Consider the following 14,437-nt stretch of genomic DNA (forward strand, 5'->3'; position numbering starts at 1 on the left):
CACATGACAGTGGTTGGCAGACGTGTGACGGGCGGTGCGCTTTCGCGCTTGCTGACCCTCTTGGCGCTATTGGCCGGCCCTGTTCATGCGGATGATTCGGCCACTGCTGCGCAGGCCCAGCAACGTGCCGAGGCCGTGACTCAGGTTGTATTGGGTATCTTGAGTTACGCACGCTGGCCAGTCGAACCGGTGCCGCTGCGGTTGTGCCTCGTCGGCCCTACCGAGTACACCGACGACCTGATCAAAGGCAACCTGCAGAACTCCGGCCAACCGCTGCAAGTGCGCCGTCTGCTTGCTGATGACCGGGAGATCGCCCAAGCGTGTGACGCCGTATACATCGGCAAGCTCGACCAAGGCCAGCGCGATCGGTTGTTCCAGGCCGTCAGTAACCACCCTGTGTTGAGCATCAGTGAAGCCGACGACCCGTGCACGGTCGGTACCCTGTTCTGCCTGCGGGTCAGCGACCAGCAGGTTGCATTCGAGGTCAACCTCGACTCTGTGGCACGCTCGGGCGTGCGCATTCACCCCAGCGTGCTGCAGTTGTCGCGGCGCCGGGCGGTGCAACCATGAGGGCGAGCAGAAAAAGTGGCGTCCGCCCGACCCTGCGCTCGGTACTGAGCCGGGGTCATCTCAGCGTCGCGGTGTTGGCTGTCGGCCTTGCCGGTATCTCGCTGACAGTGCTGGGTGTGCTTGCCTTGCGTGTGTACGCCAACCACAACTTGCACTTGATCGCCCGCTCGATCAACTACACCGTCGAAGCCGCCGTGGTGTTCGACGACAGTGGCGCGGCCAACGAGGCCTTGGAGCTGATTGCCAGAACCGAAGAAGTGGCCGATGCCAAGGTGTTCAACAATGACGGTAAGCAGTTGGCGCATTGGCAGCGCAACGACAACGGCATGCTCGCGCCCTTGGAAGCGCAAGTGGCAAAGGCCTTGCTGAGTGAGCCCATCAACCTGCCGATCATGCATCAGCAACAGAAGGTCGGGCACATCGAGCTGGTCGGCCAAGGCCGCAGCCTGCTGCTGTTCCTGCTCAGCGGCTTGGGCGGCATCCTGTTCTGCACAGCCCTCAGCGCTTTTGTCGCCCAGTACCTGTCCCGGCGCATGCTCGGCGATATCGTCCGCCCTCTGCGTAGCCTGGCCAGCGTCGCCCACGCCGCCCGCCGCGAGCGCAGCTTCGACCGCCGTGTGCCGCAAGCGCCGATCGCGGAACTCAATGAACTGGGCAATGACTTCAACGCCTTGCTGGACGAACTGGAAATCTGGCATGGCCACCTGCAGAACGAAAACGCCACCTTGGCCCACCAGGCCAGCCACGACAGCCTCACCGGCCTGCACAACCGTGCGTTCTTCGAGGGCCGGCTCAACCGCAGCGTGCGCAATGCCGCCCGGCAGCAAGACCATATGGCGCTGTTGTTCCTCGACAGTGACCACTTCAAACAGATCAACGACAACCTCGGCCACGCGGTCGGGGACCAGGTGCTGATCAACGTCGCCGACCGCGTGCGGGCGCAACTGCGTGAGCATGACCTGGTGGCGCGCCTTGGCGGGGATGAATTCGCCGTGCTGCTGACACCGCTGCGGTCGCGCACAGATGCTGAATGTATCGCTGACAAGATCATCAGCAGCATGGCGCTGCCGATTCAGCTCGACAGCGGGGGCAGCATCACCACCTCGCTCAGCGTCGGGATTGCCTATTACCCGGAGGATGGCGACGACCCCGCCAGCCTCCTCGATGCCGCTGATGCGGCGATGTACCAGGCCAAGCGCATGCGCCGTGGCCACTGGCACGCGGCGCAGACGGAACGGTCCGCCGCTGAAATCAAGAACAGGAGCTGAACCGTGATACAGCGTTTGCATTTTCCCTTCATCGCCTTGCTGCTGGTTTTGCTGGCGCTCACGGGTTGCCAGAGCACACCCCGGAAAGGGCTGACGGCCGAACAGGTCGCTGTGCTCAAGCGCGAGGGGTTTGCCCCCACCGATGAGGGCTGGGCGTTCGATCTGTCGGGCAAGGTGCTGTTCGGCAGTGACGTGGACAGCCTCAATGGCCAGAGCCAGGCGATTGTCGAACGTATCGGCAAGGCGTTGCTGGGTGTTGGCATTCAGGGCGTGCGGGTCGACGGCCATGCCGATGCGTCAGGCAAGGCGGCGTACAACCAGCAGCTGTCAGAGCGGCGGGCGCAGAGTGTGGCCAAGGTGTTGATCGGCATCGGCATGCCGAACCAGAACATTCAGACCCGAGGCCTGGGCAGCACTCAGCCGGTAGCGGATAACCGCACCAGCCTTGGGCGTACCGAGAACCGGCGGGTATCGATTGTGGTGGCGTCTTACTGAGATCCGCGTTGCATTCATCGCCGGCAAGCCGGCTCCCACATGGATTTGCGCCGGCTTTGAGCAATTGGGCAAGACAGTTGCCTCCACAGGTAAAGCGCAGGCCTGAAGAACTGCGCGGTCGTGGTGGGAGCCGGCTTGCCGGCGATGGGCTGCAGAGCAGCCCCTTTACTGCTGAGCGAAACGCATCTCACGCGTTTGCCCCATCAACAATGGTGCATTCGCCTCGGTCACCCCACGAATGTAATCCCACAACAGGGTAATGCGCTTGAGCTTGCGCAAATCCTCCCGGCAATACATCCAGAACTGCCGCGTCACCTCGATCTGCTCAGGTAATACCGTGACCAGGCGCGCATCCTGCGCCGCCAGAAAACACGGCAAGATCGCCAACCCTCGCCCCTGCAACGCCGCCGTGTACTGTGCGATCACACTGGTACTGCGCAGGTGCGCGCTGGCGTTGGGAATCAGATTGGCCAGGTACAGCAGCTCGGAGCTGAACGCCAGGTCATCCACATAGCTGATGAACGGATGGCCAACCAGGTCGCTGACCTGGTCGATCGGCGCATGGTTGTCCAGATAATCCTGGGTCGCATACAGCCGCAGCCGGTAGTCGCACAGCTTGCAGCACACATACGGCCCATGCTCCGGCCGCTCCAAGGCGATGACGATGTCCGCCTCGCGCTTGGACAGGCTGATGAAATGCGGCAGCGGCAGGATATCCACCGATATCGCCGGGTAGGCATCGACGAAATGGCTCAACTGCGGGGTGACGAAAAAGCTGCCGAAGCCTTCCGTACACCCCATGCGCACATGGCCCGACAACGCCACGCCTGAACCGGACACCTGTTCGCAGGCCATGTGCAGCGTGCTTTCGATCGACTCCGCATAACCGAGCAAGCGCTGCCCCTCGGCAGTCAGGACAAAGCCATTGGTCCGGGATTTCTCGAAAAGAAGTGTACCCAACGCACCTTCCAGCGAAGTGATGCGCCGCGACACCGTGGTGTAGTCGACGCTCAGGCGTTTGGCCGCGCTGCTGGCCTTGCGGGTGCGTGCCACTTCGAGGAAGAACTTCAAATCGTCCCAGTTCAGCGAACTGAGGGAGGTCAGGTCTTTTTGCATGTTGATCCGGTTTTTTTGTACGTTCTTGTTGGATGTTTGCACATCTATACTCGAAAAAAGCCCCATGACGCCACCTCGCGTTTGCACGGCGCTGGCGATCTCGTCCTGACAATAATTCCAAGGAGAACGCAGATGAACGCACCCCAATCCCCCGACCAAACCAAGGTCGAGCAGGTCAAGCTGCTGATCGACGGCCAGTGGGTCGAGTCCAAGACCACCGAATGGCGCGACATCGTCAACCCGGCCACCCAGCAGGTGCTGGCGCGGGTGCCGTTCGCCACCGTCGAAGAAGTGGATGCCGCCGTGGCGGCTGCCGAGCGTGCCTTCAAGACCTGGCGCGACACCCCGATCGGCGCACGCATGCGCATCATGCTCAAGCTGCAGGCGTTGATCCGCGAACACAGCAAGCGCATTGCCCTGACCCTGAGCGCCGAGCAGGGCAAAACCATTGCCGATGCCGAAGGTGATATTTTCCGAGGCCTGGAAGTGGTCGAGCACGCCGCCTCCATCGGCACCTTGCAGATGGGCGAGTTCGCCGAAAACGTCGCCGGCGGCGTCGACACCTACACGCTGCGCCAACCCATCGGCGTGTGCGCCGGCATCACCCCGTTCAACTTCCCGGCGATGATCCCCCTGTGGATGTTCCCCATGGCCATCGTCTGCGGTAACACCTTCGTGCTCAAACCGTCCGAGCAGGACCCGCTGTCGACCATGATGCTGGTCGAGCTGGCGCTGGAAGCCGGGGTGCCGGCCGGTGTGCTGAACGTGGTCCACGGCGGCAAGCAGGTAGTGGATGCGATCTGCACGCACAAGGATATCAAGGCGATCTCCTTCGTCGGGTCCACCGAAGTCGGCACCCATGTGTACAACCTGGGCAGCCAGCACGGCAAGCGCGTGCAGTCGATGATGGGGGCCAAGAACCACGCCGTGGTCCTGCCCGATGCCAACCGTACCCAGACCATCAACGCCTTGGTCGGTGCCGCCTTCGGCGCCGCTGGCCAGCGCTGCATGGCCACCTCGGTGGCGGTGCTTGTGGGCAAGGCACGTGAATGGCTGCCGGATATCAAGGAGGCGGCCAGCAAGCTCAAGGTCAACGCCGGCAGCGAGCCGGGCACCGATGTCGGCCCGGTGGTTTCCAAGCGTGCCAAGGAGCGTGTGCTGGGCCTGATAGAAAGCGGTATCAAGGAAGGCGCCAAGCTGGAACTCGATGGCCGCGACGTGACGGTCCCGGGTTACGAGCAAGGCAATTTCGTCGGCCCGACCCTGTTCTCCGGTGTGACAACCGATATGCAGGTCTACACCCAGGAAATCTTCGGCCCGGTTCTGGTGACCCTGGCAGTCGACACCCTCGACGAAGCCATCGCGCTGGTCAACGCCAACCCGTTCGGCAACGGCACAGGCCTGTTCACCCAGAGCGGCGCGGCGGCGCGCAAGTTCCAGAGCGAAATCGATATCGGCCAGGTCGGTATCAATATCCCGATCCCGGTACCCGTGCCGTTCTTCAGCTTCACCGGGTCGCGTGGCTCCAAGCTCGGTGACCTCGGCCCGTACGGCAAGCAGGTGGTGCAGTTCTACACGCAGACCAAGACCGTCACCGCCCGCTGGTTCGATGACGACAGCGTCAATGACGGTGTGAACACCACCATCAGCCTGCGCTAAGGAGATCGCCATGCGTATCGCATTCATCGGCCTGGGCAACATGGGCGCCCCCATGGCCCGCAACTTGATCAAGGCCGGGCACCAGCTGAACCTGTTCGACCTGAACAAGACCGTACTGGCCGAGCTCGCCGAACTGGGCGGGCAGGTCAGCGCCTCGCCCAAGGAAGCGGCAGCCAACAGCGAGCTGGTGATCACCATGCTGCCGGCTGCAGCCCATGTGCGCAGTGTCTACCTGAACGAAGACGGCGTGCTGGCGGGCGTGCGCCCGGGCACACCGACCGTGGACTGCAGCACCATCGACCCGCAGACGGCGCGTGAGGTGTGCAAGGCCGCTGCGGCCAAAGGTGTGGACATGGGCGATGCGCCGGTTTCCGGCGGCACTGGCGGCGCGGCGGCAGGCACCTTGACGTTCATGGTCGGTGCCAGCGCAGCGCTTTTTGCCACGCTCAAGCCGGTGCTGGAACAGATGGGCCGCAACATCGTGCACTGCGGCGAGGTCGGCACCGGACAGATTGCCAAGGTCTGCAACAACCTGCTGCTGGGCATCTCGATGATCGGCGTAGCTGAGGCCATGGCGCTGGGCAATGCGCTGGGGATCGACACCAAGGTACTGGCCGGCATCATCAACAGCTCGACCGGGCGTTGCTGGAGTTCCGATACCTACAACCCCTGGCCGGGCATCATCGAAACCGCCCCGGCATCCCGCGGCTATACCGGTGGCTTTGGTGCCGAGCTGATGCTCAAGGACCTGGGGCTGGCGACCGAAGCCGCGCGCCAGGTGCACCAACCAGTCATTCTCGGAGCTGTGGCCCAGCAGCTGTATCAGGCGATGAGCCTGCGCGGCGAGGGTGGCAAAGATTTCTCGGCGATCGTCGAGGGCTACCGCAAGAAGGATTGACGAGCGAGGTGGACTTCATCGCGGGCCGGGCGGCCTTCCCTCTGTAACTGCGCACCAGAGGGCAGGTTGCCCGTAACGCGATTTTTTTAACCATTATTGAGGCAAGGGGGGTAAGTAATGCATGAAAATTCCTAATCCAAAAAATGCAATGGTTAATATTAAATTCGCAGCACCCAAGATGATGAGCGGTTTTTTGATTTTTGAGGGTAGACTATTTACTTCCTTGATATCCACGAGATTTTTACGCGCGTAAATTTTGGGGATGAGCAGGATGAATGAGACATTGGAAAGACGAAGGAGCTTTCCAAACAGGCCGGCATGTAGCCATATTTTCTTTTCGCCGTGTACTGCTTTGCAATTTAACAAAAAGCCTTCAATGTAATCGATTTTGCGATGTGCTATATATGTCATTATTGCAAGGCTCATGAAAATTGAGGCCGTGACAGTCATGGAGCACACTAGAAAGATTAGGTGGGTGAGTGTCATTTTGTTACAGCCTCATACAGCAATTCTCCCGCTTTGGCTCCTATTTCAGTCCCCAGTTTGCCCCCTACCATTCCCCCCGCTGTACCACCGAATATCCCGCAAGCGAATGCTCCTGTTCCACCTGATGCTACGCCAAAGACCAAGCTGCAAGCTGCACCAACAAGAAGTTTACCACCGGCTGCCCCGGCAGCCGTACCCCCTAGACCCAAGGCTAAGGAGCTAATCTCGACGTAATGCGCTTTTTTGCATTCCTCCTCGCGTCCAAGCGTACAGGCTTTATGTATCTCTAGGCCCGTAGCAGCGACGTCTAACGAAATCCCTACATACGTTCCTTTCTTGATCAGCTTAGCAGCCTTCGCTACGCCTGAGACTTTGTTGGCATATCCTGCAATCTCTCCCGTATGTAAGTAACTCTTTGTGGATATTCCCAACATCCTCTTGATCGAGCTTTTGTTCCTTAAACCTGAACCGTAAGCAGCCAGCTTGTTCATCTGCTGATCCAACTTCATGAACAAGGCTGAACGCTTCGCATAGAACTGATCGCGAGCTGTTATCGTCCCTGACCCGAGATACTGCTGATGCAGCTTCTCAATATCCATCAAGGTGGCCTCGATGGCTTTGAGGTGCTTGCTCCACCCTTCACTGACAATGCCAGCGCCCACGGAGGCATGCGCGATGAGGCTCTTCAAGGTCTCGAAGTTATCTAGGAAAAAATTATCCACACCCTGGCCGTTGCGCATCAGTCCTATGTGCACAACGGCGGCCTGCTTCATCAACCAGGCTTCCTGGCTGGTACAGGAAGCGGTCGTGGGATCGCCGATGATCACCAGTTCACCGCTACGGACCACTGTATCGGCAATATGAGCGTTGAGCACATCGAACTTTTCCAGCGAATGACCGGTTAATCGAAGGTCTGTTTTGAGCCGGTGATAGTTTTGCAACTTAAAATTGAGAAACGCTCGGGCTTCTGACACAGCGCTGCCCTCACGCGTACTTTTTGTTACCGATACGGTCCCAACCTCCAGCGATATTGCCGCCGCCGGCGCCATCAAGCCGCCGCTGCTGAGTGTATGTGGTCTTGATGCGACCGTAATTGAGCTGCACCACTTCCAGCGGTACACCCGCGTCAACGCACTGCGAATATTCGGCGATAATAACTTCTTCTAGAATGATTTCGTAATATTTTAGTTTTTCGCCTCCGGCGCGACAGAGCGCCAGCTTCACTTCCTTGAGGTGTTGCCCGGTACAACTGGCCTCCATCAGTTTGCAACTGGCACTGTCAAGATATTTCCTAAAGGTGAAGTTGGTCACGGTGGTGCGCCCAGATGTAGCGCCCCCAGCGGAGCTCGCAGTGGCGGATGTGCTTTGACTGACGCCAAAGTCGTAACCGATTACTTCAATCCATTTTTTGTATTGTTCGTCCAGGGCTTCACCTGGAATGGTGTCGATCTGAATGTATGCATCAAAAGCCATCGTTACCGCTCCCTGGCAATTATTTTTACTGGGTAATGTCGCCCGTCGATATGGGCCATGAATGGAGCCTAGGCCGGCAAAAAAACGAGCGCAATACATTATGGGAGGCAACGATGCGTTTCAGAAAAGGACTACAAAGATGGAAGGTAGGCTGAGCGTATATGTCAGAGGATGTAACTGTGGCCCTGTGGGGGGGCGAGTTGTCCACAGGGCCGGAGTAACAGATCAGGCGAAAACGAAATACTTACGTACCGTCTCGACCACTTCCCAGGTCCCTTTCATGCCCGGTTCGATCACGAACACATCACCGGCCTTCAGGTGTTTGGGCGCTTCACCTTCCGGGGTGACGATGCAGTAACCCTCAAGAAAGTGGCAGAACTCCCACTTCTCGTAGTTGACCTCGAACTTGCCCGGCGTGCAGATCCAGGTGCCCATGATCTTGCTGCCGTCGGCCGACAGGTAAGCATTGAGGTTGACGGTGTGCGGATCGCCGCCGATGCGCTTCCACTTGGTAGCGTCCACGACCGGTGTCGGGCAAGTTTCGCGCAGGACGGTGATGAAATCGGACATGGCACAACTCCTGGTGACTGGCTGAATGACTCGACACCATAGGGCCATTGGCCGAGCCGCAGTTGCCTGGGCTCGACGTTCAGGTGCCTGACTGCGCTATGTGCATGCGCGTGGGTAAGCGCGCTCAGGGCTTGGCCAGCCGCTCGACCAACCCGGCTGCATAGCCTGGCAACCCCGCAAAATCCCGTGCGCACAGCAGCAATCGGCGATTCGCCCAGTCCTCGCGCAGCGCCACCCAGTGCAGCGGCAACACGCCTTCCCAGCGCTTCACTGCCGCCAATGGCACCACGCCAACCCCGGCGCCACCCGCAACCATGCGGATTACCCCGTCAAAACCTTCGGCGCGCACCCGTACGTGCATGCGCCGCCCTTCGCGCAGGGCCTGCTCCTCCAGATACAACGCCAGGGCGCTGTTCGCACCGAGCCCGACATGCCCGTGGGCAAGGCTGTCGATGAAGCTTGGGGCAGGCTCCGAGCCGAGCGGGTGAGCAAGCGGACTGATCAGCACCAGCGGGTCGTCGCGAAACGGCAGGGTTTGCAGGTGCGTGCTGGGCGCAGCGGTGGAGATGATGCCCACATCGGCCATGCCTTGGCTGATCGACTGCACGATCCTCAGGCTCGGCATTTCCTGCACGTCGACGCTCACGCCAGGGTTATCGGCCAGATACCCGGCCAACTGCTCCGGCAGGTATTCGGTCAGCGCCGCTGTGTTGCACAGTAGGCGCACCTGGCCCTGCTGCCCCTGAGCGTACTGGCCCAGGTCGAACTGCAGGCGTTCGACCTGCTGGCCGATCAGCCGAGCATGCTGAAGCAGCGCCTGGCCCGCTGGGGTCGGCTGTACACCGCGGCGGTTGCGTTCCAGCAACGCAGTGCCGAGCGAGGCTTCCATGGCGCGGATTCGCGCACTGGCAGCCGGCAGCGACAGGTGGCTGCGGCGGGCCCCGGCGGTGATGTTGCCGCACTCCAGGGTGTGCCGAAATAGCGTGAGATCAATCAGGTCGAAATGCATCAGCCTCTGTCCTGGTGAGAGTCAGGCTGAGTATATGGCAGATTTTCAGCAGCCCCGTTGCACGCCATGATGGTGGTCATGAATGACCTGATCGCTTTCTATCAACATATCGGGCCGGATCTGTCCCTGCTGGTAATCATGACGTTCCTGCTGGCGGGCGCGGTGAAAGGGGTGATCGGCCTGGGCCTGCCGACCATCGCGATGGGGCTTTTAGGCCTGGCTATGCCTCCGGCGCAGGCTGCCGCGTTGCTGATCGTGCCATCGACTATCACCAACCTTTGGCAGCTGGCGGCGGGAGGCCACCTGCCGGCATTGCTGCGGCGTCTCGGGCCGATGCTCGCGATGATTTTTATGGGGACGCTGCTTGGTAGTGCCTGGCTGGGGATCGACAGTGGCCCATGGGCGGCGCATGCGTTGGGCGCGGCGCTGCTGGTGTACGCCTTGTATGGCCTGATCGGGCCTGGACTGCGGCTGGCGGCAGGCAGAGAAGGGTGGCTTGGGCCGTTGTGCGGGATGCTGACCGGCATCGTGAGCGCCGCCACGGGGGTGTTCGTGATACCCGCAGTGCCTTACCTGCAGAGCCTTGGCCTGAGCCGCGACGAAATGATCCAGGCATTGGGGCTGGCGTTCACCGTCTCGACCCTGGCGCTGGCTCTGGGCCTGGCTGGCCAAGACGCCTTGGGTGGCCAGGCAATGGGGGCTTCATTGCTGATGCTGGCACCCGCGCTCCTGGGCATGCTGGTTGGCCAGTGGCTGCGCCAGCGCATCAGCGCCGTGCTGTTCAAACGGTGCTTCTTCATCGGCCTGGCCGCGCTGGGCGGCCACCTGCTGATCAACGGCTAGCGGAGGACGCGCTGAGCATTTCTATCAGCTGAATATCGAAGTCACGCTCAAGATACTCCATACGTTTTTCGAAGAACTCGACCATGTGCGGCAACGCCGAATGCACATCCAGCGCCGCTTTGTTGGCCCATACCTCGAAGAATACGAACAGGCTTGGGTCTTCCTTGTCGCGCAGCATGTGGTATTCGATGCAGCCAGGCTCATTGCGGCTCGGTTCAACGTAGGCGCGGAACAGGGTTTCGAATGCTTCGGCCATTTCCGGACGGGTCTTTGCCTTGAGAATGAAGGCGTACTGCTCGCTCATTGATCACAACTCATTGATGATGGGGTGAAGCGATATTAAGGCAATAATGAGCTTTGGATTCGTGACTTATGGTCAATTGTATTTTGCCCCGCTCACCCTGTATCCCATGCCCCTTGATCGCTAATCTGCCGGCCATTGATTCTTGACGCGAGGTCAGCATGAAAAAGATTCTCCTGCTCAATGGCGGTAAACAGTTCGCCCACTCTGAAGGTCGCCTCAACCAGACGCTGCACGAGGCTGCCCTCGCTCATCTCGACCGAGCCGGTTTTGACGTGCAGCAAACCTTCATCGACGCCGGCTACGACGTGCAGGCCGAGGTCGAGAAATTCCTCTGGGCCGATGTGGTGATCTACCAGATGCCGGGCTGGTGGATGGGCGCACCCTGGACCGTCAAGAAATACATCGACGAAGTCTTCACTGCAGGCCACGGCAGCCTCTACGCCAACGATGGCCGGACCCGCTCGGATGCTTCGCAGAAGTACGGTAGCGGTGGCCTGGTGCAGGGCAAGCAGTACATGCTGTCGCTGACCTGGAACGCACCGCAGCAGGCCTTCGACGACCCGAGCGATTTCTTCGAGGGCAAAGGGGTGGATGCGGTGTATTTCCCGTTCCACAAGGCCAATCAGTTCCTCGGCATGACCGGCTTGCCAACCTATCTGGCAGTCGATGTGATGAAGCGCCCGGATGTGCCGGCTGCGTTGGCAGCTTACGAGGCGCATCTGAATGCCGTGTTCGGCGTCGCTCAGTGAGATAGGGCCGCTTCGCGCCCCAATCGCCGGCAAGCCGGCTCCCACCTGGATTGCGGCAACTTTTAGAAATTGAGCAAGACAGTTGCTTCCACAGGTAAAGCCCAGGCCTGAAGCACAGCGCGGTCGGGGTGGGAGCCGGCTTGCCGGCGACTGGGCGCGAAGCGGCCCCTTGCACAGGCGCCGATCACCCGCTATCAATCACGGCCTATCCATTGTGTGGTCAATCCTGTGAAAACCCGATCCGAAGAACTCCAGGTATTCGTCGCCGTCATCGACTGCGGTTCGATTTCCGCTGCCGCCGAGCAACTGGGCCAGACGCCTTCGGCGGTCAGCCGCACCTTGGCGCGCCTGGAGGCAAAGCTGGGCACTACGCTGGTCAATCGCACCACCCGGCGCATGGACCTGACCGAAGAAGGGCGCTTTTTCCTCGAGCGTTCTCGGCTGGTGCTCCAGCAAATGGACGACATGGAAGAGCGCCTGTCGATGAACCGCCAGACACCTTCCGGGCGCTTGCGCATCAATGCCGCAGCGCCGTTCATGCTGCATGCGATCCTGCCCTGGATCGGCGAATTTCGCAGCCAGTACCCCGATATCGAGCTGGAATTGAACACCGATGACCTGATCATCGACCTGTTGGAGCAGAGTACCGACGTCGCGATCCGCATCGGTGAGTTGGCCGACTCCAGCCTGCACGCCCGTTCGCTGGGCTGCAGCCCGGTGCAAATCCTTGCAAGTCCGGCTTACCTGCAGCGACACGGTACACCGCAGCATGTCGAAGACCTGAACCATCACTGCCTGCTCGGTTTCAGCCAGCCCGAGTCACTCAACCAGTGGCCGCTGCGCCATGCCCAAGGCGACCGTTGGCCGATTCGCCCGGCGCTGCTCGCCTCCAGCGGCGAGACCCTGCGCCAGTTGGCGCTGGCCGGGGAGGGTATCGTCAGCCTCTCGCACTTCATGACCCACGAGGACATCCGCGCCGGCCGACTGCAGGTCATTCTGAGCGCTGCCACCAACGGCTACCGCCAGCCTATCCACGCTGTTTATTACCGCAACACGCAACTGGCCCTGCGCATCCAGTGCTTCCTCGACTTCATCCAGCGCAAACTGGCGATGTACGCCTGCTGAGTTGCCTGAACGCGACAAATCCTGTCCATTGGCGGCGAAACTTCCTACAGGTGATTGCACAGTCGACAGGCTTCGGCCTTACTGGGTGATCAACAAAAACAACACCAAGGAAGTGTCATGCGTATTGTCCTGTTCCAGTCCATGGCTCTCGGCGCGGCGATCTTGAGCTGTTCATCGGCCTATGCGGTAACCCTGGAGGGTGGCGCGGTGGCCGCCCCTGATCAATATGGCGCACAGGTGGCCGCCGACATCCTGAAAAAGGGCGGCAACGCGGTGGATGCGGCAGTAGCCACCGCCTTCACCCTGGCGGTGACCTACCCAGAGGCCGGCAACATCGGTGGCGGTGGTTTCATGACCCTGTTCGTCGATGGCAAGCCGTACTTCCTCGACTACCGAGAAGTGGCGCCCAAGGCCGCGACCCGCAACATGTACCTGGACGAAAAAGGCGAGGTCATCGAGAACCTCAGCTTGGTCGGCGTGCGCGCAGCCGGCGTGCCTGGCACGGTGATGGGCCTGTGGGAAGCGCACAAGAAATTCGGCAAGCTGCCCTGGAGCGAGCTGCTGACCCCCGCCATCGGCTATGCGAAAAACGGCTTCAAGATTGCCGAAAAGCAGTATCAGTACCGCAACGACGCCCAGGGCCTGTTCAAGACCGCGACCAACTTCAACGACTATTTTGGCACCATGAAGGTCGGCGAGCTGTTCAAACAGCCAGAAATGGCCCAGACCCTCGAACGTATTGCCGACAAAGGCGTGAGCGAGTTCTACCAAGGCAAGACCGCTGATCTGCTGGTGGCGCAGATGCAGGCCGACAAAGGCCTGATCACCAAAGAAGACCTCAAGGACTACAAGGCCGTCTGGCGTGAGCCCATGGCCCTGAGCTGGCGCGGCAACGTGGTTTACACCGCGCCACCGCCAAGCTCCGGCGGCGTCGCCCTGGCCCAGTTGCTGGGCATCAAGGAAGACCGTGCGGCCGACTTCAAAGGCGTGGCACACAATTCGGCGCAATACATTCACCTGCTGGCTGAGATCGAGAAGCGTGTGTTCGCCGACCGCGCCGACTACCTGGGCGACCCGGCCTTCACCAAGGTGCCGGTCGACCAGCTGATCGCCAAGGACTACCTGGCCAAGCGCGCCGCGCAGGTCAACGCCAAGGCCATCTCCGCCACCGAGGATGTCAAACCGGGCCTAGAGCCGCACCAGACCACGCACTTCTCGATCGTCGACAAACAGGGCAACGCGGTCAGCAATACCTATACCCTCAACCTCGACTACGGCAGTGGTGTGGTGGTCAAGGGCGCGGGCTTCCTGCTCAACGACGAAATGGACGACTTCAGCGCCAAACCAGGCGCAGCCAATGCCTTCGGTGTGGTGGGCGGTGATGCCAACGCCATCGAGCCGGGCAAGCGCATGCTGTCGTCCATGAGCCCCAGCCTGATGACCCGCGATGGCAAGGTCGAACTGGTGATCGGTACACCGGGCGGCTCGCGGATCTTCACTTCGATCTTCCAGGTGATGAACAACCTGTACGACTACGGCATGCCCCTGGACAAGGCCGTCGCGGCGCAGCGGGTGCACCACCAGTTGCTGCCCAAGGACACCATCTACTTCGACAGCTATGCACCGCTTACCGGCCCGGTGGCCGATGAGCTGAAGAAGATGGGTTATGTGCTCGAGGATCAGGGCTGGGAGATGGGGGATATCCAGGCGATCCGCGTCAACGGTGCGAAGCTTGAGACGGCTTCGGATCCGCGTGGGCGCGGGGTGGGGATGGTCGTTAAATAACGAGCTGCCAGCTCTGCCAGCATCGCGGGCAAACCGGCTCCCATCGCTATCGAGGGAGCCGGCTTGGCGGCAAGGGGCCGCCAAGCG

The 14,437-nt window shown here is 60.6% G+C and carries 16 protein-coding genes; 9 read left to right on the plus strand and 7 right to left on the minus strand.

Translation table 11 applies throughout. The features are described 5' to 3' along the window. Positions 1-3 precede the first annotated feature (3 nt). From OSW16_RS03990 to OSW16_RS04000, 3 genes are read left to right on the plus strand one after another with little or no spacing between them, the layout of a single operon-like run. Entirely contained in the window at positions 4-570 is a 567-nt protein-coding gene (locus OSW16_RS03990) for a YfiR family protein (RefSeq protein ID WP_267820904.1), read from the plus strand. Then, complete coding sequence (locus OSW16_RS03995) at positions 567-1,838, plus strand: diguanylate cyclase domain-containing protein (protein ID WP_267820907.1); 1,272 nt, start codon at positions 567-569, stop codon at positions 1,836-1,838. Before OSW16_RS03990 ends, OSW16_RS03995 begins: the two co-directional genes overlap by 4 nt. Before the next feature lie 3 nt (positions 1,839-1,841). Continuing rightward, a complete protein-coding gene (locus tag OSW16_RS04000) occupies positions 1,842-2,333 on the plus strand; it encodes an OmpA family protein (RefSeq protein WP_267820909.1) in 492 nt (163 codons plus the stop codon). Between the two features lie 165 nt (positions 2,334-2,498). Here OSW16_RS04000 and OSW16_RS04005 read toward each other — a convergent pair whose 3' ends face one another. Beyond that, positions 2,499-3,449, minus strand: a complete 951-nt coding sequence (locus OSW16_RS04005; RefSeq protein ID WP_267820911.1) for a LysR family transcriptional regulator — start codon at positions 3,447-3,449, stop codon at positions 2,499-2,501. A 132-nt stretch (positions 3,450-3,581) separates the two neighbouring features. Between OSW16_RS04005 and OSW16_RS04010 the strand changes: the two genes are divergently transcribed. Both OSW16_RS04010 and mmsB read left to right on the plus strand, forming a co-directional pair. Next, positions 3,582-5,108: a CoA-acylating methylmalonate-semialdehyde dehydrogenase gene (locus OSW16_RS04010; protein WP_267820913.1), complete on the plus strand. Its 1,527-nt coding sequence runs from the start codon at positions 3,582-3,584 to the stop codon at positions 5,106-5,108. A gap of 10 nt (positions 5,109-5,118) precedes the next feature. Continuing rightward, a complete protein-coding gene (mmsB, locus tag OSW16_RS04015) occupies positions 5,119-6,006 on the plus strand; it encodes a 3-hydroxyisobutyrate dehydrogenase (RefSeq protein ID WP_267820915.1) in 888 nt (295 codons plus the stop codon). Between the two features lie 93 nt (positions 6,007-6,099). Here the strand turns inward: mmsB and OSW16_RS04020 are convergent, their stop codons facing one another. From OSW16_RS04020 to OSW16_RS04040, 5 genes are all read right to left on the minus strand, one after another. After that, complete coding sequence (locus OSW16_RS04020; protein WP_267820917.1) at positions 6,100-6,456, minus strand: hypothetical protein; 357 nt, start codon at positions 6,454-6,456, stop codon at positions 6,100-6,102. A 32-nt stretch (positions 6,457-6,488) separates the two neighbouring features. Continuing rightward, the gene (locus tag OSW16_RS04025) at positions 6,489-7,466 is read right to left on the minus strand and encodes a hypothetical protein (RefSeq protein WP_267820918.1); all 978 of its coding nucleotides are present in this window, start codon (positions 7,464-7,466) and stop codon (positions 6,489-6,491) included. A gap of 10 nt (positions 7,467-7,476) precedes the next feature. Next, the gene (locus OSW16_RS04030) at positions 7,477-7,965 is read right to left on the minus strand and encodes an Hcp family type VI secretion system effector (RefSeq protein ID WP_267820920.1); all 489 of its coding nucleotides are present in this window, start codon (positions 7,963-7,965) and stop codon (positions 7,477-7,479) included. 225 nt (positions 7,966-8,190) lie between these two features. Continuing rightward, positions 8,191-8,535, minus strand: coding sequence for a cupin domain-containing protein (locus OSW16_RS04035; RefSeq protein WP_241806530.1), 345 nt, complete (start codon positions 8,533-8,535; stop codon positions 8,191-8,193). A gap of 124 nt (positions 8,536-8,659) precedes the next feature. Beyond that, positions 8,660-9,544, minus strand: a complete 885-nt coding sequence (locus OSW16_RS04040) for a LysR family transcriptional regulator (RefSeq protein WP_267820922.1) — start codon at positions 9,542-9,544, stop codon at positions 8,660-8,662. Positions 9,545-9,622: 78 nt separating this feature from the next. On the opposite strand from OSW16_RS04040, the gene OSW16_RS04045 reads away from it, so the two are divergent. After that, the gene (locus OSW16_RS04045) at positions 9,623-10,387 is read left to right on the plus strand and encodes a sulfite exporter TauE/SafE family protein (RefSeq protein WP_267820924.1); all 765 of its coding nucleotides are present in this window, start codon (positions 9,623-9,625) and stop codon (positions 10,385-10,387) included. Here the strand turns inward: OSW16_RS04045 and OSW16_RS04050 are convergent. After that, positions 10,377-10,691: a putative quinol monooxygenase gene (locus OSW16_RS04050; protein WP_267820926.1), complete on the minus strand. Its 315-nt coding sequence runs from the start codon at positions 10,689-10,691 to the stop codon at positions 10,377-10,379. The genes OSW16_RS04045 and OSW16_RS04050 overlap by 11 nt on opposite strands. A gap of 158 nt (positions 10,692-10,849) precedes the next feature. Between OSW16_RS04050 and OSW16_RS04055 the strand changes: the two genes are divergently transcribed. The 3 genes from OSW16_RS04055 to ggt all read left to right on the plus strand — a co-directional run bounded on the left by OSW16_RS04055 (position 10,850) and on the right by ggt (position 14,350). Further along, positions 10,850-11,440, plus strand: a complete 591-nt coding sequence (locus tag OSW16_RS04055) for an NAD(P)H-dependent oxidoreductase (protein ID WP_241806534.1) — start codon at positions 10,850-10,852, stop codon at positions 11,438-11,440. Positions 11,441-11,668: 228 nt separating this feature from the next. Then, positions 11,669-12,565: a LysR family transcriptional regulator gene (locus OSW16_RS04060; RefSeq protein ID WP_267820929.1), complete on the plus strand. Its 897-nt coding sequence runs from the start codon at positions 11,669-11,671 to the stop codon at positions 12,563-12,565. 117 nt (positions 12,566-12,682) lie between these two features. Then, complete coding sequence (gene ggt / locus OSW16_RS04065; RefSeq protein ID WP_267820930.1) at positions 12,683-14,350, plus strand: gamma-glutamyltransferase; 1,668 nt, start codon at positions 12,683-12,685, stop codon at positions 14,348-14,350. The last annotated feature ends 87 nt before the right edge of the window (positions 14,351-14,437 follow it).

It is taken from the genome of Pseudomonas putida (assembly GCF_026625125.1).
GTDB classification, from domain to species: Bacteria; Pseudomonadota; Gammaproteobacteria; order Pseudomonadales; family Pseudomonadaceae; genus Aquipseudomonas; species Aquipseudomonas putida_X.